The organism is Gammaproteobacteria bacterium (genome assembly GCA_041395725.1).
Lineage (GTDB): Bacteria > Pseudomonadota > Gammaproteobacteria > Pseudomonadales > Pseudohongiellaceae > NORP240.
Genome location: JAWKZW010000001.1, coordinates 5,000,442 through 5,025,727 on the forward strand (window position 1 = coordinate 5,000,442; position 25,286 = coordinate 5,025,727).

Consider the following 25,286-nt stretch of genomic DNA (forward strand, 5'->3'; position numbering starts at 1 on the left):
TACTGCCTTTGAGCACGAAGCATAAAATTATTACACCGCCAAGTCCATGCATGCTCTCGCGGGTACAGCAACACTTACCGCCCCAGACGCCGCGTGACCAGATAGTGACGCGTTGCCCACTTTGGAAACCCAGCTCCCTGCCGGCTCATTGCTTTCAGAGTCCGATTGAAAATTATAAGATCAACCACACTAGCGGCTGAAACGTCGGATACAGTCCCCCGCTGCCCCGGCAATATGCCAGGTCACGGCGCCCTCAAACCTGTCAATTCCGGGTACTGAAATAAATAACTGCATACACGAGTACGGAAATGGCGATATAAAGCCTTTCCACCAGTCGTCGCCGGTCCGGGTTATCCCGGGCCCTGCTGATATCAACGAGCGCCTGACGGAGCAGAAAAGTGTATAGGACATAGTAAAGAAACGGGATAACGTGAATAGAGACTGGATAGTCCGCGAGCGTCGTTCCAAACAGATTCAGGATCCAGCCAATCTCCGCGTAAATGCCGAACAATCCGAGCCCGGCATTGATGAACATCCACTTGACCTCCTCCCGGCCGAACATGGCCAGGTAGAAAATCAGGTATACCAGAATGGCGAACCCGCCGTGCATATAGAGAAAACCGGCGCCGGGCCCGTCGAGGGAATAGGCCATGAAAAAACCGGACAGGCCGAAGGCCAGCATGTGCACCATGAAAAAAGGATAGATGTAGAGCCAGGGGATCTCGGCGCCCTTATCGTATTTTTTGCCGTTGATGGTCAGTGCGCTTTTAAGTTTCATAGAGTGACCAGGATGCACCGCATCCGGAAGTTCAATTGAACAGCTGCTTTACCAGCCTGACCAGCAGTCAAAGTGATCCTTCGCCCAGGGTCATGGGTCACATCAGTTCGATCAGCACCCCCGCCTCAGCGGCTCACAAAGCTTGTCGCAGGCTGCTCGCCTGATGCATTGCGCATACTGTACTGTCCGGTCTGGTTGGGACCGACTGCGGCACCATCAGGCAACCACGCCAAATAATCGACCAACACCTGCTGTTAACGCCATAGCGAGCGCGCCCCAGAAAGTTACGCGAATCGCACCAACAGCAATAGGGGCGCCACCAGCCCGTGCGGCGAGAGCGCCGAGCACCGCCAGAAATACTAACGAGAAACCGGCAACTACTGCGATCAGCCGGGATTCTGGTACAACCCATGCCACCAGCAAGGGAAGAGCAGCACCAATTGTGAAGGTTGCTGCTGAAAAAAATGCTGCCTGGACGGGCTGAGCACCAGAACCCTCTGATAACCCTATTTCATCACGGGCGTGAGCCCCGAGCGCGTCATGAGCCATCAGTTTTTCTGCGACCTGCATCGCCAGGGCTGGCTCAAGCCCCCTGGTTTCATAAATCTGCGCAAGCTCTTCCTTCTCAAATTCGAAATCGTTCTCCAGTGATCGCTTCTCGATCATCAGGTCGGCGTTTTCGGTATCTGACTGTGAGCTTACAGACACATACTCGCCAGCTGCCATTGACATTGCCCCGGCAACCAACCCCGCAACACCCGCCAGCATAATACTCTCCGCTGAAGCACTGGCCGCGGCCACACCGATAATAAGACTGGCGGTAGATACGATGCCGTCGTTAGCACCCAGTACAGCTGCACGCAGCCAGCCAACACGATGCGATCGGTGAATTTCATGGTGACTCATGGGGTGCCTCGGTCGCTTTAGCGCACACAACAACTCAACAATGAGGCCATGGACCTCACAATAGAAAACAGCGGGTTTACCTTGTAATTCGACATCAGCCAATCCGACTGAGTAAAACCTTACGAAACACGAAAATATTGTCCCGTCAATCCACTGCAACCTGGAAACAAAAGGTATATCCGATACTGTGGATTGTCCAGCCTGTTGACCTGTGTGCCTGCCAAACCTCGTAATCGTTAAGATCAGCAACTGATCGACGGCCTGTTATCCCCCGGGCAGCCCGGGCGGACCAGGAAGATGAGGAGCGGATCGTGCCTGGCAGACATAGGTTGAACAAGGCCCGGAAAACTTTGCTGCATGAATGCCATTCTCTTTATAGCTGTCGAGTAAGTCGTGGCTCAGCCTGCTTGACAAGCTTCCGCTCCCGGTACGTTCACAGTTCTGAAATCCTATGAGGAAGTGAATACTCATTGGAGAACAGGCGCATCGTTCAGGTTCAGATTCAGATTCAGATTCAGATTCAGATTCAGATTTAGATTTAGATTTAGATTCAGTTTCAGTTTCAGTTTCAGGATCCGCAACGGTTTAATGTCGCCCCCAACAGAAGGCTTCGTGGCGCGAGACAGGCTGTTGCTGCAATCAAAGCCCAGCGCCGAGGGAGGGAAAATGACCGCCCTACAGGGCATTTTCCTGACTGAGGGCACCCCGGAGGGGCGCGGGCTGCAGCAACAGCCTGTCCCGCGCCACGGAGCCGATCGAAGCCCCCTTACACCTCCCTACCCCACCTTCCTGCCCCATCTTCCTATCCCACCGTCCTACCCCACCTGCGGACCACACCGCCCCGGCTCGCCGACCCCACCCGCCAACTCCTGCTGCCGTTCCCAAATTACTCTTCCCACTATAAAGCCTTTAAAGCAGCCGACCCCGATGCGCTCAGCCTGAGAAGGAAGGTCAAGTCATGCCAATTGACCCTCAGGCCCACTTGAAGTAACTTCATTTTAAGCTCGGCATACAGAAAAGGGCTCTCCAGCCTTGAAAATAATAAGAAGTCAAAAAACGTGCTTATGTAAAAACAACCGATCGGTCCACAGCGCTGCCTGGTTCGCCCGACCATCAAAATGAAATCAATGAGGATTAAGAAATGAGATGTTTAAAATGGAATCCGCTGCTATCGATTCTGCTGGCGATATCCGGTTTTTTCTCTTTACCCGCATTCGCTGATGGCACTTACATCGGCGAGGCCTGCTGGGAAATACAAGGCATAGGCGACGAAGAACCCAGCGAGGGCACGGACTACATCAAACTGGCAATCTTCGATATCGGCGACGGCCACTTCACACTGAATGGGTACTCCTTCAGCAGCGATGACGAATCGGTGGATGAACGAACCTTATTGAATGGGAACGGGGAGTTATTCGGGGATCAGATTATTTTTCAACTGAGCGGACTTACCTCGGACCCGGATGAAATGTTTTCCCTTTCCGTTCGCACTGTGCTGTCGCTCAGCACCTTAAGCGGCACCGTCGATGTTCTCGGCACAGGGATAGACAGAAACACCCAGGAGTCTGGCATTCTGTCCGATTCAGGAACTGTGACTATTGCCGTGTGTCCGTAGCAGACTCTTCCAGAAACAGAGTGAGAGCATAAAGGAGGGAAAATGACCGCTTTCAAGGGCATTTTCCTGACCGAGGGCACCCCGGAAGGGGCGCGGGGTGCAGCAACAGCAGGTGCCGCCCCGCGAAGCCGATCGAAGCCACATCAACCCATCCCTGACCAGGCATCGTAACCACGACAACTGAGCGCTGAGCGGGTAACGCAAAGTTGTCAAACGTTGAGATAATGGCCAGCTAACGGTCTGGCACCCGCCCCCCGGTAATCTGCTTCATCACTCTGCCCCGCTCCAGCCGCTCGTCCTCTCCTACCTGATTAGCCAGCAACACAGCCTGGTCTTCAACTGTGGACGGATAGCGACGCAGGAAATCCCGGGCGCTCATGGCCTCGGGCAAACGCACCAGGTTGAGACGATGGGGGGCAACATCCCGGTAGCGGTCATCGCTCAGCGGGCGGAAACTCATGATCGACTCTGCCAGTACCCGACCATTACCGTCCCAGCGAGCCGCCAGGGTATAGCCGAGAATCTGATAGACGTTACCGTCTTTGGCGGCATACAGCACATAACCTCTGACGGGATCCCCCTGCTGCCCTTCGGGCGGATTGACACTGAAATCCGCCCAGGCTACATCCAGACTGTTGAGGGTCTGACGGTCACTCTGATTCGCCGTAATACCCGGCTGCTGCAGAAACGCTGACAACGCTGCCTGAGGTGAAGCGGCCTCGGCGAACGACAGCTGCATGACCGCGTCCCTGCCCGGTGCCCCCGCCTGAACCGACTGGGAATTGTTCTGAGTGGCCCAGTCAGTGGGAAAGGTCAGCTCCAGGCCCAGCTCCGGCTGGATGAAGCGCCGGCCAATGAAATAGCCCTGTCGCGGGTCCTCACCAAACACCAGACCGTCAAGCCGGGCCAGAAATTCATCCCGCCCCAGACGGTAATCACTGAAACTCTGTTGCGAGCGGGCGATGCGCTGCTCATTGGCAGCCACACGGTCACCGGGATTGGGATGGGACAGCATCCAGCCCGGGACTCCCATCTCCTCGGCACTGGGGCTGGTGGACTGCAACATACGCATTACCGCAGTCATACCGGCCGGATCGTGGGTAGTGCGCAGCATGTAACGATAGCCCAGCTCATCGGCCTGCGCCTCGTCCTGGCGACTGTAACGCAGGGATAAAAGCTGAAACGCCTGCATGAACGCATCGCTATTGGCTCTTACCGTCTCAGACAGAATGGCGCCCCCGATAAAACCGATCATTCCCAGTTGCTGCTGGGTAATTCGCCGCGCCGCATGACGGGCCGTCACATGTCCCACTTCATGCCCAAGTACGGCTACCAGTTCTGCTTCGGAATTCATGTTGGCGAGAATGCCGCGGGTAATGTAGATGTAGCCACCCGGCAGGGCGAAGGCATTGATCAGTTCGTGATCCACCAGCTTGAACGACCAGGGAAGATCAGGGCGCTCAGAGTTGGCGGCAATGGTCATGCCCAGTTCCGTGACATAGTTCTGCAGATCTTCATCCGGATAGCCCCCCCCGAACTGGGCGGTGGCTGACGGATCAGCCTGTCGCCCCATCTGGATTTCCTGGGCTTCACTGACGAAACTCAATTCCCGCTCGCCTGTGGCCGGATTGACAGCACAACCCTGCAGATACAGCAGCGATAAGAGAAGCAGCGCCAGCACGCCACGCCGCGAAGCCTCTGTGTGCCTCAGTCGAGTCGTTTCGAAAGGATGTCTCATAGCAAAAATCTGTGTGGCCTGGTAAAAAAGGAAGTCAATTCAGGGTATTTTGAGTCCAACCCGCCGGTAATGTGCAAGGTATCTCTGAAAGCGAGTGTTTTTCAAGCACTGCGGTCGGAAAACTGGTAGAAAGGATCAGACCGGGCTGGGGAACAGACTGTGAACAAGTGCAATTATTTTAATTCTTCCCTGCTGGCCCTGGCACTTCTGCCCGGTCTGAGCTTTGCTGCTGAGCGGGTGGGGGATTTCTCGCTGCTGGACGAGCAGGGATACCACCATAGCATGAGCTGGTACAACGATCACAAGTCCATTGCCCTGCTGGTGCATGCCAGCGGCAGCGCGGCAACCGAGTCGGCGCTGCCGGCCTTCGAAGCCCTGCGAGACGAATACACTGACCAGGGCGTCGAGTTCATGCTGATCAACCCGATGGGGAGATACAATCGTGAGGCGGTACGTGCGCAGATCCTAGCCTGGGGCGTCGATAGCATGCCTGTGCTGATGGACGACGCGCGGGTCGTATCCCAGGCCCTGGGCATCGAACGGGCCGGGGAAGTCCTGCTCTATAATCCCAGATCCTTCGCAGTTGAATACCGCGGCAGCGTGGCAGGTGCCGAGCAGGCTATCGACGACATACTGGCCGGAAACGAAGTCAGCGCTCCCCTGCTGGCGACAACCGGTGAGCCGATTGACTACCCCGTTCAGTCGGTAGTGTCCTATGCCAGGGACGTGGCACCGGTTCTGGCTGAACAATGTGCCAGCTGCCATCGGGAAGGTGGCGTCGCGCCGTTTGCCATGGATAGCCATGCCATGGTGCAGGGCTGGTCACCGATGATTCGCGAAGTGCTGATGACGCGGCGCATGCCGCCTGGCCAGATCGACGCCCATATCGGTGAGTTTATTAATGATCGACTGGTGGATGACGCCGACATCCGCAATATCATTGCCTGGGTTGAGTCCGGCGCCCCCCGGGACGGCGACAGCGATCCGTTGACCGAACTGACCTGGCCGGAATCCAAGTGGGCGTTTGGTGAGCCGGACCTGATTCTCGACATTCCCGCCACCACCGTGCCGGCCACCGGCAATGGGGTGTTCAGCAATGTGGAAGTGGTTTTCGACATGACCGAAGACCGCTGGCTGAAAGCCAGCCAGATCATCGCCGGCGACCGCTCGGTCCTGCACCACACGGTAAACCGCCTGGATTTTCCCGGTGAGGAAGGCCGCGGTTTTCTTGGTGGCGATCCAAATCCGGATAAGGCCAGTATCACCGCCTATGTACCCGGCGGCACACCACGGGCCATGCCGGAAAATACCGGCGGCCTGGTGAAAGCCGGTTCCGTGCTGCATCTGAATATGCACTACACGCCGAACGGTCGGGAAACTACTGATACCAGCCAGGTAGGAGTCTGGTGGTATGCCAACGACGAGGAACCTGCAGAGCGCATGAACGGGCAGTGCGCCTGCATCTTCCCATTCAACTGGACCACCATTCCGCCTTACGACCCGAACTTTGAACAGACCCAGACCATTACCATTTCCAAAGATGCGCACATGTACAGCTTTCTGCCACACATGCACTTCCGCGGCAAATACATGCGTTTCTATGCGGACTACCCCGATGGCAGCCGTGAAAAGCTGGTCAATATCGCCAAGTACAATTACAACTGGCAGCTCAGCTACACCTACCAGGAGCCGAAATTCATTCCGGCGGGCACGGTCATTACCGCGGTCGGTGCTTTCGACAATTCACCTCAGAACCCCGCAAATCCGGATCCTTCCCGGGCGGTGGACTGGGGTAACGAAAGCTGGGATGAGATGTTTTTTGGCGCCATGCAGTATAAGTACGTCGAACAATAATCCGTTGTCGCTTCGACTCAAAAAGCCCGGTCAATAACCGGGCTTTTTCGTTCCAGAAGCAGAAGCTTTAGCCCTGGACGATTGGCGAGTATTCCACTCCCCACCAGGGTCGATTCTTCAAAATCAACAATACCAAGATCATCCTCCCGGTTTGATGCTGCAGTGACTGGTTGCAGTGTCCTCTGGCAGGCTGTAATCTGCGCCCTGTTACAGGCCCTACGTGCACTGGGCTGTGCAGGTCAGTGCCGCTGCCCTGGACCGACCATTCATTCATTCATTAATTAATTACACAACGGGAGATCCCCATGACCGCAGCCAGGCTGAAAGTGCTTGTTCCGGGTTTTGTTCTGCTCACCTCGGCGCTACTGATCAACGGCCACAGCTATTCACAGGATACCGACAGGCAATTGGACCTGACCGCCACCCTGTTCAAGTGTCTGACAGAGATGTCCAAGGCGGGTGCGGGAGATTTCTATGTCGACAACATCCTGGGCGATGTTGATGCCACGTTAGCCGTCGCCAACTCGTCGACAGGAGGCACCTATCCACCAGGCTCGGTGGTGTCTCTCATTCCCTCCGAAGTAATGGTCAAGCATCGGGAAGGCTGGAATCCGGAAACCAACGATTGGGAATTCATCGAACTGAATCTTGCCGACGGGGAAGCTGCCTTTGCAGCACGGGGCACCACGGAAGTGGTCAACCAGTTCGGGGGTAACTGTTTTGGCTGCCACCAGCTGGCGCGACCGGAATGGGATCTGATCTGTGGTACAGATCATGGCTGCGCACCACTGCCGGTATCACGGGAAATGCTGCTTGGCATGCAGGCCAGTGATCCCCGCTGCGTAAGAGAAAACTGAGAATTATTGTCGCATTGGCGTGGCAAGGATGCTGCGCTGAAAAATCTTCTGGCAGACGGTCTGTTGACCGTCTGCGCGGCCGATGTCGTACGTGGCAAGGACATGACAATTTTCTGCGTACGACGCCTCGCAGCAGCACCTGGCTGACTCCTGCAAAACGTTGTGGCAAATATTCAGAGGTTCCTTGGCTGTAAGGAACGTTTTCTCACCTGTTTGCCTTATCTTTACGTTTCCTTATCGTCACTCAAAACCAGTCAACGGTCTGTCAGTCAGCATTACGCAGGCCACCGAAGGCCGCGAAATAATCCTTGAAAAAGCCAGCAAGCTCCATGCTCATCAGAGCGAACTCCTGATCGAACTGCTGAGCCGGATTTTCGGGATCGGGATCGCCTTGGTCTTCCTGCATACCCTCGAAGCGAAGCCTTTTGACAGTCAGGTCATCATGCACGATACAACTCAGTATATTGTTCCACATGACCCCTAGTGACTTGACGCGCTTTTCTGCGGCGAGCATGACCTGCAGCTCCTCGGTCAGCAGATCCTGCCCCTTACAACGGACCACGTTACTGCCGTCCAGAGGATTATAGAGTTCGCAGTCATGCTCGATAGTGAACTTGTGCGTGGCCTTGTGATCACGCAACCAGCGGGTCATCACGTCACCGGGTGAGCGTTTGACATCGGGTTGGGCCACTGGCAATGAACCAAGACTTTCCCGCAACAGGTTCAGCAGCGCTTCGGCCTTTGGAGCACTTGGCGTATCGACAACCAGCAGGTTTTCCCGTGGCGCCAGGTAAGCATAGAGCTGCTGATTCCGGACAAAGGCCTGGGGCAGCAAGGTGGCGAAAACATCCTCCTGTATCTGTCGCCGCTCCTTTCTGTACACCTTGCGTGCCTGGCGTTCTTCCAGCTCCGCTACCCGCTCTTCGGTCGCATCCCGCACCACCGACACCGGCAGCAGTCGCTCCTGTTCCTGGGCGCAGATCATAGTGTAGTCGCCAACCGTATGGGTCAGCATCTCGCCTTCTTTGCCTAGCGGACTGACCCAGCCCAGGCTGGATTTATCGTAGCTGCTGCAGGGCTGGAACAGATGCTCTGCCAGCTTTTCCTCCAGGGCTTCGGGACTGTGTTGAAAGGGTTCAGTGAGGACATAGAGACGGATATTCTTAAACCACATGTGCAGCAACCTGTGCGACTGGCAGTGCGCGGACCGCCAGAGTGACGCCCGTGACAGCAACCCCGCGGGGACCCTGCCAAAGGCAAAGCGCGGATTATTCTACAGCCGGCAACAAGTTTCCAGCACCAGCCCCAAGTATTCGAGTGATGGCGATAGCACTGGCCTCCTCACCCGAAATCAGTATAGACTCGCGGTCCCACGCGGGGACGGCGTCCCCAGATTGGGTACGTATTCCAGACAGCAAGAAAAAAGCAAACCGCCATGCATATTACCGCCACCGGCAACGCCCTGTTCAGTAAAACCCAGCAGCGCGTCCTGGGACTGCTGTTCGGAGCACCCGAACAGCAGTTCTACACCAACCAGATAGTCCGTCTTGCGGACATGGGCCGGGGCACGGTGACCCGCGAACTGGAGCGGCTGGAATCTATCGGCCTGATCCATTCCAGCCGGGAAGGGAATCAGCGCTATTACCAGGTGAACCCCCATTGCCCGCTGTATCCGGAAGTGCTGGGCATCGTGAAAAAAACCTCCGGAATCGATGCCATTGTTGGCGATGCCCTGGAAAGCTGGCGGGATCGCATTGTGCTGGCGTTTATTTATGGCGCCATCGCCAGCGGCAGGGAAACCGTCGACAGCCCGATCGAGCTGCTGATCATCGCGGAGAACCTGGCCTATGGGGATGTCATGCTGACCCTGAATGAAGCCTCCAGGGCGGCCAGCCGGCCCATTAAACCTTCCATCTACACCGGCACGCAGATCCGCCGGGAACTGCTAAAGCGCAACACCTTTATTAATCGGGTCATGGGTAATCCCAAGCTGTGGGTTCTGGGCGATGACGGCGCCTTGCTGGAGATTCGCCGGTCAGTCACACCCTGACACACTGCCGGGCCGGGTCGTGGCAATCCGGCAATCCGGCAATCCGGCAATCCGGCAATCCGGCAATCCGGCAATCCGGCAATCAAGCAATCAAGCAATCAAGCAATCAAGCAATCAAGCAATCAAGCAATCAAGCAATCAAGCAATCAAGCAATCAAGCAATCAAGCAATCAAGCAATCAAGCAATCAAGCAAAAGGCTCTTAAGCCTTATTAAAGTTCCCCCCGCTACACTGCAGTCATCCCAGCAAGGAGACTAACGTGAAACGCACTCTGACTCGATTTCTGCTCAACAGCTGCCTGGCGTCTGTTATGCCTGTGCTACCAGTGGCGTCAGTGCTGTTTGTGGCGACGCTTCCGACCCTGGGCTTTGCCCAGGGTGAGCCGCAGGACAGCCTGGACGCCCAGCTCCAGCAATGTGATTCCTGCCATGCCCCCGCGGCCCGGATTCGTTCCATTGCGCCGGTTCTTAACGGCTTGCCCCGCGGCTACCTGAAGGAACAAATGGAGAACTTCCTCTCTGGACAGCGCGGAAGCAAAGACACAGACCATTTCATCACTCAGATGACTGGGCAGCTTGCGGACCTGCCACCATCTGCCATCGAAAAACTGGCCAGGCATTACGCCAGGCAGCCGGCTGTGATGTCAGAGGAAACAGTCAGTGGCGACGCAGCAGCGGGTGAACCGCTCTTTGAAGAGCACTGTGCCGGCTGCCACAACAGTACCATGGGGCGGCTTTTTACTCGAAGCCCACCTATCGCCCAGTTGAACGGCACTTACTTGCTCGCTCAGCTGCAATCCTTCGCGAACGGGCAGCGATCATTCAGCAAATCCGGAAAACACAAGACGAGGATGGTGGAGGTTGCTAAACGTTTCAACCAGCAGGAACTGCTCAATATTACCGCCGCTATCAAGCAACCTTTAATTGAAAAGCCTTAGGGAGCCTCTGATTAATTACCACAATGCTGGGCAGTGACCCAGCCTGGTCGCCGTGTCACTGCTTCTTCAGGGCGGCCTGCAATAAATCTCCCAGGCTACCCTGCTTGCCAGTTGATTGCGTACTTGATTGCGTACTACTCCTGCCCTCTCCTCTGGGCTTTTTGATCCGCTGATCAGCCCCGGCCCTGGCCGGGGATTTTTTTGCCTCCCCGGCAGAATCCTCCAGGCGCATAGTCAGAGCAATCCGGCGTCGCTGCTCATCCACCTCCAGCACTTTCACCCGCACCACGTCGCCAGTCTTCACCACCGTGTGTGGGTCCTTGACAAAGTGATTGGCCAGCGCCGAGATATGCACCAGTCCATCCTGGTGGACCCCGATATCCACGAACGCGCCGAAATTTGTCACGTTGGTGACAACGCCTTCCAGCATCATGTCGGGCTTGAGGTCTGCCAGAGTCTCCACGCCGTCCCGGAAATCCGCCGTTTTGAATTCCGGGCGTGGATCGCGACCTGGCTTTTCCAGTTCGGCGATAATGTCGGTGACAGTTGGCAGACCGAATTGCTCATCCGTGTACGCGGCCGGGTCCAGACTCTTGAGGAAGCTCGCATCCCCGATAATCTCGCCGATGTGCCGACGGGCCAGACTGCTGATCTTCTCTACCACCCGGTAGGACTCCGGATGGACGGCCGAAGCGTCCAGAGGGTTGTCGCCATTCATGATGCGCAGAAAGCCAGCGGCCTGCTCGAAGCCTTTTGCACCGAAACGTGGCACCGCCTTCAGTTGCTCCCGCGCACTGAATCTGCCGTGCTCGTTGCGATAGTCGACGATGTTCCGGGCCAGGGACGGTGTCAGGCCGGCCACCCGGGACAACAGCGGCGCCGAAGCCATGTTGACGTCGACGCCGACGGCATTCACACAGTCCTCGATCACGGCATCCAGCGACTGGCCCAGCTTCACCTGGCTGACATCATGCTGGTACTGACCGACGCCGATGGAACGGGGCTCAATCTTGACCAGCTCTGCCAGCGGATCCTGCAGGCGCCTGGCAATGGAGATGGCGCCACGCACGGTGACATCCAGATCCGGGAATTCCTGCCTGGCAATATCCGACGCGGAGTACACCGACGCCCCTGCCTCGTTAACCATAACTTTCTTCAGACGCAATTCTGGATGCCGCTTGATCAGGTCGCCTGCCAGCTTGTCGGTCTCCCGGGAGGCAGTACCATTACCGATACTGAGCAGCTCGACATTATGCTTTTTACACAGGCCCGCGAGCACAGCGATGGATTCATCCCACTGATTACGCGGCGCGTGCGGATAGATAGCGGTGTCTTCCAGATACTTGCCGGTAGCGTCGACAATCGACACCTTAACGCCGGTACGAAGGCCGGGATCCAGCCCCATGGTTACCCGGCCACCGGCCGGCGAAGCCAGCAGAATGGCCTTGAGGTTCTGCGCAAACACACGGATCGCCTCGTCCTCGGCCTGCTCTCGCAGCTGACCCAGCAGATCCACTTCCAGTCGGGTCAGCAGTTTGACCCGCCAGGTCCAGCCCGCCACTTCTCTGAGCCAGCCGTCGCCGGGACGTCCCTGATCCTGAATACCGAAATGCGTGGCCACCATGACTTCACAGAGATCGAGCCGATCCGGCTGCCGGGCGATTTCCGCCGCGGGGCGGGACGCCACGGTGAGTGAAAGAAATCCTTCTTTGCGTCCCCGAAAGACTGCCAGGGCGCGGTGGGAGGGAATTTTGTTCAGGGGCTCTTCGTAGTCGAAGTAGTCGCGAAACTTGGCGGCTTCCTTTTCCTTGTCGGCCAGCACCTTCGATTGCAACACGCCATTTTCCCACAGGGTGTTCCGCAGGCGCCCGGTAAGTCCGGCATCCTCGCTGAATCTCTCCATAAGAATATACCTGGCTCCTTCCAGGGCGGCCTTGACATCTGCCACACCCTTTTCCGGGTCGACGAAGGCTTCCGCCTCGACCAGCGGGTCGAGGCCAGGGTCTGCGTAGAGCTGATCGGCCAATGGCTCCAGCCCCGCTTCGATGGCAATCATGCCCCGGGTGCGGCGCTTGGGCTTATAGGGCAGGTAAAGGTCTTCCAGTTCGGTCTTGGTCTGCGCAGCGCGAACCTGCTTCTCCAGCTCGGGCGTCAGCTTTTCCTGCTCGCCGATACTGTCGAGAATCACCTTGCGGCGGTCTTCCAGCTCACGCAGGTAGCGTAAGCGCGCTTCCAGATCCCGCAGCTGCAGGTCGTCCAGGCCTCCGGTGACTTCCTTACGGTAGCGGGCGATAAAGGGCACCGTCGCGCCGTCATCCAGCAATTCTACCGCAGCCTGCACCTGGGCAAGCTTTACGTTTAATTCTTCGGCAAGTTGCGCAGAAATATCCATGGGGTACTACAATCCTTTATTGAAACAGGTGGGCGGAAATGACAGGAATCTGGATAGCGTCATGGTCGCGCATTCTGCACAGGTCGGAGGACCGGTGCAAGTTCCGGTAGGTAGCAATAAATCCCACTGCTGTCTCGACGCCCAAGGGCCCTTGAAGGCGCCAACAGGAACAACTGCAATTTAACGGCAACCCCTTTTATGCCATCGCTGTCAAACATTCTGCCAGATCTGGCAACAGCACACATTGCGTGGCCCGCGACACTCAGCCATGGCCTGCTGACAGCCCCCGCCTACCAGACTACCCGTTTGAAAGTAAACAGTTTTCCCAATGGAAGTAAACGCTGATCAGGGTTGGCACGGATATCGCAACACAACCTGCAAGTAAAAGCGTCAAAGACCCACAGCGCCTGGCAACAGCCGCCGGCGCTGCCGGTGCAACCGTCAGCGCAACGGATCCCACGGCGCGCCACAGAAGGGGTGACTGAGCCACCGCCCGGCGTCACCATCGAACACAGGAGTACAATCCATGCTGCAGCGAACTGTTGTTTATGCGTTATCCCTGGTAGCGCTTCTCGTTTCGGGCTTTACCGCAAGCCAGACTCTGAGCACTGCGGAACGCAATGATCTGTTGCTGATGCGCGAGGAAGAAAAGCTGGCAAGGGACGTCTACCAGGTCCTCTATCAGACCTGGTCCGCCACGGTATTCGGCTCCATCGCCGAGTCCGAGCAGCGCCACTTGGACGCGGTGCTGAACCTGCTCAACTATTTCGGGGTGCCAGACCCGGCAGCGGGCAATGCCGCTGGCGTATTCAGTAACAGTCAGTTGCAGGCACTTTACGATGCCGCCATCGACTATGGGTCTCAATCGCTTGTCTCGGCTCTGGAAGTCGGTGTCTATATCGAAGAAACGGATATAACCGATCTGCAGAACGCGATAGCCAGAACCAGCTGGAACAACATCGCCCGGGTCTACGGCAACCTGCTGCGCGGCTCCACCAATCACCTGGCCGCTTTTACCAACAACCTGGAGGCCGCTGGCGGCACTCACAATGGCGGCGCCACATTGCCCGGCACTGCAGTCTATGAACCCATCAGTCAGACCCTGTATGTGCCGGCGATCGATATAGTCATGCCCGATAACAGCCTGGTGGTTCTCGATGCACTGCTGCGGCTGGTGGAGACTTTTCCCCAGGCCCTGGAGGTGGTCAGTGTCAGTGAAACCAGCAAGCTGCCCTCTGCCGACCACGCCACATTCAGCTTTGACACAGGTACATTGGAAATTCCGGACCTGGTGGTAGGAAGTAACAAGCTGGATCCGATTGACGATACCCATTACCGCGTAACCCTGCAGTTACTCGACGTCCCGGGTGCCACGCCGGCCTTCGTGGTAACTGCCCTGACAGCCCTCTGATCGGAGCTGCGGATTCGCCAGAACAGCGGGGAGCCCTGCGTCAACCGCAGGGCTCCTGGACTTTTACTGCGCTGCAACGGGTGCCATAGGGTATACTGAGCGACCATGGATGAAGCACAGGAATTATTACAGCAGGTTTTTGGTTATCAGCAGTTCCGCCCTCCCCAGGACGCCATAATCGAAAAACTGTTGCACGGTAACGATGCCCTGGTGCTGATGCCGACCGGCGGCGGCAAGTCGCTGTGCTATCAGATTCCGGCGCTGCTGCGGCCCGGCTGCGGCATCGTTATTTCACCATTGATCGCCCTGATGCAGAATCAGGTTGACGCCCTGCGGCTGCTCGGAGTCAGAGCCGCCTTTCTGAATTCCACCCTGGATGCCCGGACGGTGCAGGAGATTGAAACCTCTCTGCGCCACGGCGAACTTGACCTGCTCTACATTGCCCCGGAACGGCTGCGCCAGCCCCGCACCCTCGCCTTGCTGCACGAAATCGACATCGCTCTGTTTGCCATCGACGAAGCGCACTGCGTATCCCAGTGGGGCCATGATTTCCGTGCCGACTACCTGGAACTGAGCCTGCTCCATGAACAGTTCCCCCAGGTACCCCGCATCGCCCTGACCGCCACCGCCGACGCACGCACCCGGCAGGAGATCATCAACCGGCTGGACCTCGGTGACGCCAGCCAGTTTATCGCCGGATTTGATCGCCCCAACATCCGCTACCGCATTGCCCTGAAGCAGAATCCGAAACAGCAGCTGCTGCGCTTTCTGAAGGACGAGCACCCTGGCGATGCCGGGATCGTTTACTGCCTGTCCCGCAACAAGACCGAGGAAACCGCCGACTGGCTGCAGGAGCAGGGCTTCACCGCCCTGCCCTATCATGCCGGGCTCGGGGCGGCGACCCGGGCCGCCAACCAGGCCAGGTTTCTGCGAGAGGAAGGGGTAATCGTGGTTGCCACCATCGCGTTCGGCATGGGCATCGACAAGCCCGATGTCCGCTTCGTAGCCCACCTGGACCTGCCCAAGACGATCGAATCGTACTACCAGGAAACCGGCCGGGCCGGGCGTGATGGCATGCCCGCCGATGCCTGGCTGATCTATGGCCTGCAGGACGTCATCAAGCTGCGGCAGATGATGGCCGGATCGACGGCAGGCGAAGAACACCGCCGCGCGGAGCAGCAACGGCTCAGCGCCATGCTGGGCCTGTGTGAGATCACCACCTGCAGGCGCCAGACCCTGTTGAGCTATTTCGGCGAGACCCTGGCCCAGCCCTGTGGTAACTGCGATACCTGCCTGGAGCCGGTCGCTACCTGGGACGGAACCGAAGCGGCACAGCTGGCGCTCAGCGCCGCCTATCGCACCGGGCAACGCTTCGGTGTCAATCACCTGATCGATGTGTTGCGCGGGGCGGACGGCGACAAGGTGTTTCAGTTCGACCATCATCGTCTGCCGCTCTATGGCAGGGGCCAGGATCTGAGCACCAACCAGTGGCGTTCGGTATTCCGGCAGCTGGTGGCACGGGGTTATCTCAGCGTCGACCTGGAGCGCTTCGGCGCCCTGCGTCTGGAGGCCAGGTGCCGCCCCCTGCTGAGGGGTGAAGAGCAATTGGATCTGCGCCGTGACGCCCACAGGAAGACCGCCCAGAAACGTACCAGAACGCCGCTGCCTGAAGAAATAGACGTGGCGCTGTGGGAGGCCCTGAGAGACTGCCGGCGCGAGCTTGCGGAAGAACAGGGCATCCCCCCCTACGTCATCTTTCACGACAGTACGCTGCAGGAAATGTGTACCAGTTTTCCCCAGGATCTGGAGCAGTTCAGCCAGCTCAGCGGGGTGGGCGAACGCAAACTGGAGAAATACGGACCCGCCTTTCTCCGTGTGCTGCAGCAGTTCCGAAACGGCGCCCTGGTCGACTGATTCCACCGTCACGGCTCCGGCGCCTGCCTGGTCTCGTACACCGGCTCTGCGCCGGGGTTATTGCGTCCTGGGCCGGGTCTGAATCCCCGGGCCTGTATCGAGAAATCTCTGCTCGGTTGCCGGCAGGCAACCCCACCCCGGCATGCCCGCAGCCAAAAGGCGTCCAAACGTTGCTGTGGTCAGATGTGCAGCAACTGCCGGTCTGGCACCGTGCTGGCAAGTCCTTACAATAGCAGGCTGTTGAGAAACGATTCGAAGCGGGCTGCAGACAGGGAGTAAAGTGAGTACAACGAGTACAAAGCGCAACGCGGGCCCGCGACCAGGAATGCAGTCAAACACTAACAAGGAGTCATCCCTACCCATGATCAGAACCAGTAATCGAGCATTAATCGGACTTTTCACCCTCGTCTCTGCCCCGCTGCTAAGCGCCGTGGCGACCCAGGCAACGGCCCAGGAATTTCAGGTCGGACAGCCCATCGGGTCGGTCAACGAAGCGGGCGTACGTCTGCCCATGTCGGATAACGTCAAAGTCTACGGCAGCTTTCACTTCTCCGAGAGCTGCACGTTTGATCCACAGCGTAACCTGATTCTCGCCATGAACAACGGCGAGCGCGGCGATGGTACCGAAAACGATGGCTTTGTCTCTCTCATCAATCCAGACGGTTCGGTGCATACTCCCAAGTGGATAGGCGTAACCCGCGATGGCCTGGAGCTTCATCACCCGCTGGGCAGCGCAGTCCAGAACGGCGTACTTTACACTGTGGACACCGGGCATGTGCGGTCATTCGACCTGGCCAGCGGTCGGCCACTGAAGTCGGTCCCGGTACCTGGCTCGACAATACTCAACGGCATCGCTGTGGCAGAGGACGGTACCGTGTACGCCTCCAACACCCGCAATCCGGAAGTCATCTACAAGATCACCGCGGATGACGAGGTATCGGTTTTTGCCGACGGCGCGCCGCTGGCAGCCCCCAACGGAGTGGCTATCGATCAGGACGGCAACATCGTGGTTGTCAATATAGGCGACAATGCGGTTATCACCTACAACCCTCAGGGTGAAGTAGTGCGCACCGAACGAGCGGTTGAGGGTGGCAATGATGGCGTTGTGGTCCTGCCTGACGGCACTAAATACGTGAGCAGCGTCCGCTTCGGCAGCGTGTCCCGTATTCGTCCCGGCCAGGACCCGGAAATCATCGCATCGGGCATCCCCAGCGCGGCATCCATGTGCTACGACTCGGTACAGAATCAGCTGGTCATCCCGCTCAACGACAACTTTGCCCTGGCGTTTATTAAACTTTAGAGGAACGCCAGTACGGCAAAACCGATAAAGTTTATCAGCAGTCCGACGCCGAGACGCTTTGCAGGGACCTGGTCATTGAGTGACAACGCAATGGCCAGGCCCACGCCGGCGAGCAGAAACTGAAAAATCGCTGCCAGGTAAACAAGCACCAGCCCCAGAAGACTCACCAGACTCATTGCACCCCGCTGGCTGTCGAACGCCTCGTATCCCAGGTAAAACCGCACCTGGTCTGCCGCTTCCAGCAACAAGGCCCCACCCAGCACAACCCAGGCAAGAATCAGCGCCAGACGGCTCAACCTGTCAAGTGGAAGGTTACCGGGCGACCTGTTGCCGACATCGGGAATTCGAGCCTTACTGGAATTATCGGCACCCATTACAGCGGACAGCTGACGGGTGGAAAGGGGTGGATGTTCATAGCGCGAAATCTCCTGCGGGCCATCAGCTGAACTTTAACACGCCGTCATCGGCCAGCCCTTTCTTCATCAGCTTGCGATCCAGGAGATAATCCTGGGTATTGCGCCAGGGCAGATGTTCACCCTGCCGGGGGAACTCCTGCAGGCCACGCTGTATATAACCCGGCGTGAAATCCTCGATCCAGGGCATGGCCGGCATGGCTTTTTCTGCCTCGGACAAACACGGCACGAATCGTTTGGTAGCAGTTTCATCCATACGCTGAAACATCTGGCAGACAAAACGGGAAGTCAGATCGGCCCGCAGCGTCCAGGATGCGTTGATGTAGCCAAACGTCCACACCAGATTAGGGATACCTGACACCATCATTCCCTGATAGGTAAAATGATCAGCGAAGTTGATTTTTTCATCGCCAGCATAAAACTCCACACCACCGTACAACTGTAACTCCAGGCCGGTAGCGGTAACGAGGATATCCGCCTCCACCAGCTCGCCGGACTTCATCCTCACGCCCTGCCCGGTCACATGCTCGATCTCACCGGTCACCACCCTGGCCTTTCCCGACTTGATCGCTTCGAACAGGTCAGCATCCGGTACCACGCACAGGCGCTGATCCCAGGGATTATAGCGGGGCGTAAAATCTGTCTCGACGGGATAGTCCTCACCCAGTTCCTTTCTGATCATTTTCAGGAGCAGTTCGCGCATTTTCTGCGGTTTGCTGCGCGAGCGCTTATAGACGTAATTCTGCAGGCGGATGTTGAGCCCGCGTATCAGGCGATAGGCAAACTTTTCCGGCAGCATCCTGTTCAATATCCTGGCCAGGCGATCCTCTGCGGGCCGGGAAACAATCCAGGTGGGTGAGCGCTGGATCATGGTCACCTGGCCAGCCTGACCGGCCATTGCCGGCACGAGGGTCACGGCCGTCGCGCCACTGCCAATCACGGCGACCCGCTTCCCCCCATAGTCGAAATTTTCCGGCCAGTGCTGGGGATGCACCACGGGGCCCTCAAACGCTTCAATTCCCGGAATCCTGGCCGGGTAGCCATGTTCGTAATTGTAATAACCGCTGCACATGAACAGCACCCGGGTCCGAAATTCCACTTCCCGTCCGTCCCCATCCTGGGCGGTGACAATCCATAAAGTCCTGGCATCATTCCACTGCGCCTTCGTCACCCGGTAACCAAAGCGGATATGCTTACCAACCCGGTATTCCTCCACCGCCTCCTGCAGATAGGCCTTGATGGAGGGGCCATCGGCAAGCGCTTTGGATCCAGTCCAGGGCTTGAATTCGAAGCCAAAAGTAAACATGTCGCTGTCGGAGCGGATGCCCGGGTAGCGAAACAGGTCCCAGGTGCCCCCGATATCCTGTCTCGCCTCCAGAATGGAATACGCCTTGTCAGGGCAATGATGCTGCAGATGACAGGCGGCACTGATACCGGAAATCCCGGCGCCCACGATAAGCAGATCCAGTATGGGTTTGTTCTCTGACAAGGTCACTCCTGGCGATAATCCCGATAGAGATTCAGGCTCCACTGCAGGCAGGGACGCAAGGCCCAGCTTTCGCAGTCCAGCGCCACATTGGGTGGCAATTCCAGTTGCCTGTAGGTGGGATGCTGCTCCGGTCTTACCAGAGGCGCCAGCAGACTGGCAGCGGCCATGTCCACGCGGGAGAAGTGATCCCCGGTGAGAAACGGTCTGCCGTCAGCGAGCAGTCCGTCCAGCCAGTCCAGCTCCTGTTCCAGGATCTGTCGCGACTGCAGCCCCTGCATACTGCCCAGGTCCATGCGCTCGATCATGATCCTGCGCACCGCCCCCCAGGCCAGTTCCAGATACAGTTTGGGAAAGCCGGACAGATCCGCGGCGAAAACGGCTTTCACGGTCCGCGGGTATTCAATGAGCGCTTCCGAGTAGAAGTAGCGCCTGATATGCACACCCAGCACATCGTCCAGGCGCTTTTCAATCTGCCGCCCCTCGCGCTGAAGCCGTACCTTCTCATCCCCCGCTGCGAAATCTGTATGCGCACTTGAATGCCGGTACTCCTCCGGCGTTGAATTCCGGCCTGGATTGAGCGTTGGCGCGCCACCGGTACGATTGCTTTCTGCCCAGTCGAGAATGGCTGACGAGCCCTGCTGCAGAGTTTTACCTGCCAGCAGTATCGGAACTGAACTGTACCTGGCGCCGAGTTTTTTCGCGGTACGACGATGCAGGCCTGGCGCGAGATACTTCAACCGATAGGAAATGCCTGCCCGGTCCAGGGCCCAGCGCGCCTTCTCACAGTAGTGGGATATCGCGAAAACGAACAAGGTTGGTGAAGTGTTTTCAGTGCTGTCTGGCATGGACTATTGGAACCCGGTGTTGCCGGCACCCTGTCAGTTCTGACGGAGTCGGACTTATCTGTAGTTGTTTTTGTTGTTAGTGTTGTAGCCTCGGCTCCTCGCATTAAGGAATCTTTGCGCACGGCCTTCCCGGCGCAAGCCTATCAGGCGCCGCAGAGAACTGTCGTCCGCGGCGCAGCACCCCTAACTGACCAAGCCCCCACAACAGCACGGGGACACCGGTAAGATTAGCGCGACATACGGGATAGCCGAAGACCTGCCAAGTTTAACAGCCTCCTCGCTGGACAAGAAATTAAAGCTGTTCCTGGTAAATTCAAAACCCCTATAATTCCGCCTTAAGTCACTATAATCCCACTCTCTGGTTTTTTCATGTCCAACGAATCGACAACTTTGACCATTCCTGCGGAATGGTCCCACCACAAAGTACTCTGGACCGCATGGCCTTCCCACGAAACGCTCTGGCAGGAGAATCTGGCAGGCGCCCGGGAAGAAGTGGCGAACATGGTCCGTGCCCTCGCCTCGGGCGAACCGATCAGGGTGCTGGCCTGTGGCGACGAGGCGATGGCGTCGGCGACAGCAGCGATCGGCTATGAGGCGGAAATATTGCCGGCGCGCTTCGGCGACATCTGGCTGCGTGACACGGGACCTATTTTTGCCCTCACAGCGCAGGGTAGCATCGCCCTGCGATTCAGAAATAACGGCTGGGGTGGCAAGTACCGCCTGCCGGGTGATGACAGCGTGGGCGACGAAGTGGCGAAAGCGGCTGGCGTCGAACCTTTGCATTTCGATTTCGTGCTGGAGGGCGGGGCGCTGGAGCACAACGGTAACGGTGTAGTGCTTACCACGCGCCAGTGCCTGCTGAACCCCAATCGAAATGGCGACTGGAGCCAGGCTCGCGCGGAGCAGGCTTTGCAGCAGGCACTCAATTGCAAGCAGGTCCTGTGGCTTGAGGACGGCCTGCTGAACGACCATACTGACGGCCATGTGGATAATCTGGCCCGCTTTGTCGACAGCAACAGCGTGGTGTGTCAGTCCGCCAGTGGCAGGAGTGACCCGAACGCCGGACTGTATGACACCCTGTATAAAGCGCTGCGAGGAATGGGCCTGAACGTGCATCAAATCCCCTCACCGGGTCGCATCGATGATACGGAGGGTGAGCCGATGCCGGCCTCGCACATGAATTTTATTATCGGTAACGAAACAGTGGTCATGCCGGTCTACGAAGACCATTACAGCCCGCAGGCTGTGGCTGATTTACAACGGCTGTTTCCCAGGCATAAAGTAGTGGGCCTGCCCTCCCGCCACCTGTTAACCGGGGGCGGCTCGTTTCACTGTATTACCCAGCAGGAACCGGAATTATGACCAAAGCGCCAAGAGGCATTCTGACCATCGCCGCCATCCAGACCGCCTACGGTGAAGACATGGCGGACAATATCGCCCGCACCATCCGTTTTATCGAGCAGGCGGCGCAACTGGGTGCCCAGGTGATATTGCCTTCCGAACTTTTTCAGGGGCCCTACTTCTGCACTACCCAGGACGAGCGCTGGTTTGATACCGCCTTTCCGGCGACCTCACACCCTTGTGTCGTTCAGCTGCAACCGGTCGCCAAGGCGCTAAAGGTTGCCATCCCTGTCTCTATTTTTGAACGGGACGGCCAGAATACATTCAACAGCGTGGTGATGCTGGATCACACCGGACAGGTTATGGGGGTCTATCGCAAGAGCCATATCCCCGACGGCCCCGGTTACCAGGAAAAATACTATTTCCGCCCCGGCGACAGCGGTTTCAAGGTATGGCCAACCATTTATGGCAATATCGGCGTTGGTATCTGCTGGGACCAATGGTTTCCGGAGACTGCCCGTCAGTTGATGCTTCGGGGCGCCGACATCCTGTTGTTTCCAACTGCCATCGGATCAGAGCCACACGACAGCTCGCTGGATACCGCTGCCCCCTGGCGCCGGGCCATGCAGGGCCATGCGGTCTCGAATGTGGTGCCGGTCGTGGCCGCCAATCGAATCGGCACTGAAATCGGCCTGGGAGCCCCGCAAACCTTCTATGGTCATTCATTCATAGCGGATCATCGGGGAGACCTGGTACAGTCTTTTGGCGCCGACGAAGAGGGCGTGCTGGTCCATGGTTTTGATTTGGATTTTCTCACTACCCACCGCAGTGCCTGGGGATTTTTCCGTGACCGCCGTGAAGACCTTTACTAGTGTCCTGTCCGGTTAATTCGTTGCATTTCGGCGAATTAACCGGACAGGACACCAGGAAGCCTCTGATCAATTACCACAACGCCCGACAGGCCCCGCCCGGAGGGGCCTTCAGACAAGGACGGAGAAATTCATCCGGAGGCTGAAGCAATGACAGGCAGACGAACCATCTCTTTGCATCGAGGCAGACCTCCTGACTAGACTACTGTAATGTTGCTCTGCCTCCCTATATTCTTAAAACATCCGAGGAAGCCGACATGTCTGATGATAGAGTACTGATCCACGGCCTGCGGGTTGCGACAGAACTTGCCGACTTTATCAATCATGAGCTACTGCCCCGACTGGACAGAGATGAAGATGTGTTCTGGCGGGATTTCGCCAGGATCATAGCCGACCTGTCTGCCCCTAATACCAAACTACTGGCGGTTCGTGACCGACTGCAGGCGGACATTGACAATTGGCATCGGCAGCGGCGCCAGCAGGCTCTGGACCCGGTGGAATATGAAAGCTTTCTGCGCGATATCGGTTACCTGCTGGAAGCCGGCGAAGATTTTCAGGTCACCACGGCACGGGTAGACACGGAAATAACCAGCCAGGCCGGTCCGCAACTGGTTGTCCCCATCAAGAATGCACGCTTTGCCCTGAATGCCGCCAATGCCCGCTGGGGCAGCCTCTATGACGCACTGTATGGCAGCGACGCAATACCTGAATCCGATGACGCGCAGGCTGGTAAAGGCTATAACCCGGTGCGGGGCCAACGGGTGATCGATTACGCACGCAACTTCCTCGACCAGGCGTGCCCCTTGAACCATGCCAGTTACGGGGATGCCACCGGGTTTGCGGTGGAGGCTGGCAGACTCACGGTCTCCCTCGACCAGGGTAACTGCGGCCTGGTGGATCCAACTCAGTTTCGCGGCTATCGGGGTGAGCCTGCCAATCCGACTGCCCTTCTCCTTTGTCACCATGGGCTGCATGTAGAAATCCAGCTGGACCGAAATTCTCTCATCGGCCGCCAGGACCGGGCCGGTATCAAGGACGTGGTGCTGGAAGCCGCGCTGACCACGATCCAGGATTGCGAGGACTCTGTCACTGCCGTGGACGCAGAGGACAAGGTGGAAGTTTATCGAAACTGGCTCGGCCTGATTTACGGCGACCTCACGGAAACCTTCGACAAGCAGGGTGAGTCTCAAACCAGAATCCTCAACCTGGACCGGGAGTATCTTTCTCCTGCCGGTGACAAACTGATGCTGCCGGGCCGCAGTCTGTTACTTATCCGCAACGTGGGACACCTGATGCGTAACAATGCGATTCTGGATGCTGCCGGCGAGCCGGTCTACGAAGGTATCATGGACGCCATGATCACCTGCTCCATTGCCAGCCTGGACGTGCTGGGCAAGACATTACTGAAGAACAGCCGCGCCGGCAGCATCTATGTAGTAAAACCGAAAATGCACGGCCCCGAGGAAGTCAGCTTTGCCTGCCTGCTCATGAGCCGGGTGGAGAAGGCGCTGGGCTTACCCACCAACACCATCAAACTCGGCATCATGGATGAAGAACGGCGCACCACGCTGAACCTCAAGGAATGTATTCGCCGCGCCAGTGAGCGGGTGATGTTTATCAATACCGGCTTCCTGGACCGCACCGGGGACGAAATTCACACCAGCATGGAAGCTGGCCCAATGATCCCCAAGGCGGCCATGAAAGACAGCGTCTGGATCAAGGCCTACGAAAATAACAATGTGGACGTGGGGCTGGCCTGCGGACTGCCGGGCCACGCCCAGATCGGGAAAGGTATGTGGGCCATGCCGGACTTGATGGCACGTATGCTGGTGGAAAAAGTCGCCCACCCCCTGTCAGGGGCCAGTACCGCCTGGGTTCCTTCGCCTACGGCGGCAGTTCTGCATGCGCTGCATTATCACCAGGTTGACGTGCGCGCACGGCAGCGCGAACTGCAAAGCCGGGAGCCGGCTGAACTGGGTGACCTGCTGACCATTCCCCTGCTGACAGACCCTCACAGCCTGTCCGCGGCAGCCATACAACAGGAGCTGGATAATAACACCCAGGGCATTCTGGGCTACGTGGTACGTTGGATCGACCAGGGAATCGGCTGCTCCAAGGTACCGGACATCGAGGATATCGGCCTGATGGAAGACCGTGCCACGCTGCGAATTTCCAGTCAACATATCGCCAACTGGATACACCATGGTATCTGCCCGGAAGAGCAGGTTCGGGATACCCTGGAACGGATGGCAGTGGTAGTGGATCAGCAGAATAGCGGTGATCCGAACTACCATCCCATGGCCCCGGAACTGGACAGGTCGATCGCTTTCCAGACGGCCTGCGATCTGGTGTTCAAAGGGACACGGCAACCCAACGGCTACACCGAACCACTGCTGCATGCCAGGAGACTGGCATTCAAAAAGCAGTCCTGACAGTGAAACTGTTGCCAATACCGGGTCAATTGGGCAATTCTTACTGACTGCAGAAACAAAGACCGGAACAACAACCAGCAAAGAGCCCCCATTTCAAACAGGGTACAGACCTGCTGTCTTACAGCGCAGTTTTTCCTGAGCGCTC

The 25,286-nt window shown here is 57.5% G+C and carries 21 protein-coding genes; 13 read left to right on the forward strand and 8 right to left on the reverse strand.

Annotated elements, in window-relative coordinates; all coding sequences use genetic code 11:
- Nucleotides 1–262: 262 nt before the first annotated feature.
- Nucleotides 263–778 (reverse strand): hypothetical protein, encoded by a 516-nt coding sequence (locus R3F50_22035; GenBank protein ID MEZ5492967.1) that lies wholly within the window; start codon nucleotides 776–778, stop codon nucleotides 263–265.
- A gap of 216 nt (nucleotides 779–994) precedes the next feature.
- Entirely contained in the window at nucleotides 995–1,684 is a 690-nt protein-coding gene (locus R3F50_22040; GenBank protein ID MEZ5492968.1) for a VIT family protein, read from the reverse strand.
- Nucleotides 1,685–2,825: 1,141 nt separating this feature from the next.
- On the opposite strand from R3F50_22040, the gene R3F50_22045 reads away from it, so the two are divergent.
- Both R3F50_22045 and R3F50_22050 read left to right on the forward strand, forming a co-directional pair.
- Nucleotides 2,826–3,299, forward strand: a complete 474-nt coding sequence (locus R3F50_22045; GenBank protein MEZ5492969.1) for a hypothetical protein — start codon at nucleotides 2,826–2,828, stop codon at nucleotides 3,297–3,299.
- Nucleotides 3,300–3,341: 42 nt separating this feature from the next.
- Nucleotides 3,342–3,470 carry a hypothetical protein gene (locus R3F50_22050; protein MEZ5492970.1) on the forward strand — a complete coding sequence of 43 codons (129 nt, stop codon included), beginning with the start codon at nucleotides 3,342–3,344 and terminating at the stop codon, nucleotides 3,468–3,470.
- A gap of 61 nt (nucleotides 3,471–3,531) precedes the next feature.
- Here the strand turns inward: R3F50_22050 and R3F50_22055 are convergent, their stop codons facing one another.
- Complete coding sequence (locus R3F50_22055; GenBank protein MEZ5492971.1) at nucleotides 3,532–5,037, reverse strand: M48 family metalloprotease; 1,506 nt, start codon at nucleotides 5,035–5,037, stop codon at nucleotides 3,532–3,534.
- Nucleotides 5,038–5,196: 159 nt separating this feature from the next.
- Between R3F50_22055 and R3F50_22060 the strand changes: the two genes are divergently transcribed.
- Together R3F50_22060 and R3F50_22065 are read left to right on the forward strand one after the other, a co-directional pair.
- Nucleotides 5,197–6,891 carry a redoxin domain-containing protein gene (locus R3F50_22060; protein MEZ5492972.1) on the forward strand — a complete coding sequence of 565 codons (1,695 nt, stop codon included), beginning with the start codon at nucleotides 5,197–5,199 and terminating at the stop codon, nucleotides 6,889–6,891.
- Between the two features lie 305 nt (nucleotides 6,892–7,196).
- Nucleotides 7,197–7,748, forward strand: a complete 552-nt coding sequence (locus R3F50_22065; GenBank protein ID MEZ5492973.1) for a hypothetical protein — start codon at nucleotides 7,197–7,199, stop codon at nucleotides 7,746–7,748.
- A gap of 265 nt (nucleotides 7,749–8,013) precedes the next feature.
- Here the strand turns inward: R3F50_22065 and R3F50_22070 are convergent, their stop codons facing one another.
- A complete protein-coding gene (locus R3F50_22070) occupies nucleotides 8,014–8,922 on the reverse strand; it encodes a recombination-associated protein RdgC (protein MEZ5492974.1) in 909 nt (302 codons plus the stop codon).
- Nucleotides 8,923–9,183: 261 nt separating this feature from the next.
- Between R3F50_22070 and R3F50_22075 the strand changes: the two genes are divergently transcribed.
- From R3F50_22075 to R3F50_22085, 3 genes are read left to right on the forward strand one after another with little or no spacing between them, the layout of a single operon-like run.
- Nucleotides 9,184–9,798, forward strand: a complete 615-nt coding sequence (locus R3F50_22075) for a winged helix-turn-helix domain-containing protein (GenBank protein ID MEZ5492975.1) — start codon at nucleotides 9,184–9,186, stop codon at nucleotides 9,796–9,798.
- A gap of 19 nt (nucleotides 9,799–9,817) precedes the next feature.
- Complete coding sequence (locus R3F50_22080; protein MEZ5492976.1) at nucleotides 9,818–10,003, forward strand: hypothetical protein; 186 nt, start codon at nucleotides 9,818–9,820, stop codon at nucleotides 10,001–10,003.
- Between the two features lie 54 nt (nucleotides 10,004–10,057).
- Nucleotides 10,058–10,735 carry a c-type cytochrome gene (locus tag R3F50_22085; GenBank protein MEZ5492977.1) on the forward strand — a complete coding sequence of 226 codons (678 nt, stop codon included), beginning with the start codon at nucleotides 10,058–10,060 and terminating at the stop codon, nucleotides 10,733–10,735.
- Between the two features lie 55 nt (nucleotides 10,736–10,790).
- Here R3F50_22085 and R3F50_22090 read toward each other — a convergent pair whose 3' ends face one another.
- Nucleotides 10,791–13,127 carry a Tex family protein gene (locus R3F50_22090; protein ID MEZ5492978.1) on the reverse strand — a complete coding sequence of 779 codons (2,337 nt, stop codon included), beginning with the start codon at nucleotides 13,125–13,127 and terminating at the stop codon, nucleotides 10,791–10,793.
- Between the two features lie 526 nt (nucleotides 13,128–13,653).
- On the opposite strand from R3F50_22090, the gene R3F50_22095 reads away from it, so the two are divergent.
- The 3 genes from R3F50_22095 (at nucleotide 13,654) to R3F50_22105 (ending at nucleotide 17,752) form a co-directional block, all read left to right on the forward strand.
- Nucleotides 13,654–14,538 (forward strand): DUF2202 domain-containing protein, encoded by an 885-nt coding sequence (locus R3F50_22095; GenBank protein ID MEZ5492979.1) that lies wholly within the window; start codon nucleotides 13,654–13,656, stop codon nucleotides 14,536–14,538.
- A 105-nt stretch (nucleotides 14,539–14,643) separates the two neighbouring features.
- Complete coding sequence (recQ, locus tag R3F50_22100; protein MEZ5492980.1) at nucleotides 14,644–16,452, forward strand: DNA helicase RecQ; 1,809 nt, start codon at nucleotides 14,644–14,646, stop codon at nucleotides 16,450–16,452.
- A gap of 361 nt (nucleotides 16,453–16,813) precedes the next feature.
- The gene (locus R3F50_22105) at nucleotides 16,814–17,752 is read left to right on the forward strand and encodes an SMP-30/gluconolactonase/LRE family protein (protein MEZ5492981.1); all 939 of its coding nucleotides are present in this window, start codon (nucleotides 16,814–16,816) and stop codon (nucleotides 17,750–17,752) included.
- Here R3F50_22105 and R3F50_22110 read toward each other — a convergent pair.
- The 3 genes from R3F50_22110 to R3F50_22120 form a co-directional block, all read right to left on the reverse strand.
- The gene (locus tag R3F50_22110; protein ID MEZ5492982.1) at nucleotides 17,749–18,126 is read right to left on the reverse strand and encodes a hypothetical protein; all 378 of its coding nucleotides are present in this window, start codon (nucleotides 18,124–18,126) and stop codon (nucleotides 17,749–17,751) included. The two genes, R3F50_22105 and R3F50_22110, sit on opposite strands and share 4 nt — an antisense overlap.
- 64 nt (nucleotides 18,127–18,190) lie before the next feature.
- Entirely contained in the window at nucleotides 18,191–19,654 is a 1,464-nt protein-coding gene (locus R3F50_22115; protein ID MEZ5492983.1) for an NAD(P)/FAD-dependent oxidoreductase, read from the reverse strand.
- Nucleotides 19,655–19,656: 2 nt separating this feature from the next.
- A complete protein-coding gene (locus R3F50_22120) occupies nucleotides 19,657–20,499 on the reverse strand; it encodes a glutathione S-transferase N-terminal domain-containing protein (GenBank protein MEZ5492984.1) in 843 nt (280 codons plus the stop codon).
- A 369-nt stretch (nucleotides 20,500–20,868) separates the two neighbouring features.
- On the opposite strand from R3F50_22120, the gene R3F50_22125 reads away from it, so the two are divergent.
- The 3 genes from R3F50_22125 (at nucleotide 20,869) to R3F50_22135 (ending at nucleotide 25,141) form a co-directional block, all read left to right on the forward strand.
- Nucleotides 20,869–21,861, forward strand: a complete 993-nt coding sequence (locus tag R3F50_22125) for an agmatine deiminase family protein (protein ID MEZ5492985.1) — start codon at nucleotides 20,869–20,871, stop codon at nucleotides 21,859–21,861.
- Nucleotides 21,858–22,712 carry an N-carbamoylputrescine amidase gene (gene aguB, locus R3F50_22130; protein MEZ5492986.1) on the forward strand — a complete coding sequence of 285 codons (855 nt, stop codon included), beginning with the start codon at nucleotides 21,858–21,860 and terminating at the stop codon, nucleotides 22,710–22,712. The genes R3F50_22125 and aguB overlap by 4 nt, the downstream gene beginning before the upstream one ends.
- 254 nt (nucleotides 22,713–22,966) lie before the next feature.
- Nucleotides 22,967–25,141 (forward strand): malate synthase G, encoded by a 2,175-nt coding sequence (locus R3F50_22135; GenBank protein MEZ5492987.1) that lies wholly within the window; start codon nucleotides 22,967–22,969, stop codon nucleotides 25,139–25,141.
- The last annotated feature ends 145 nt before the right edge of the window (nucleotides 25,142–25,286 follow it).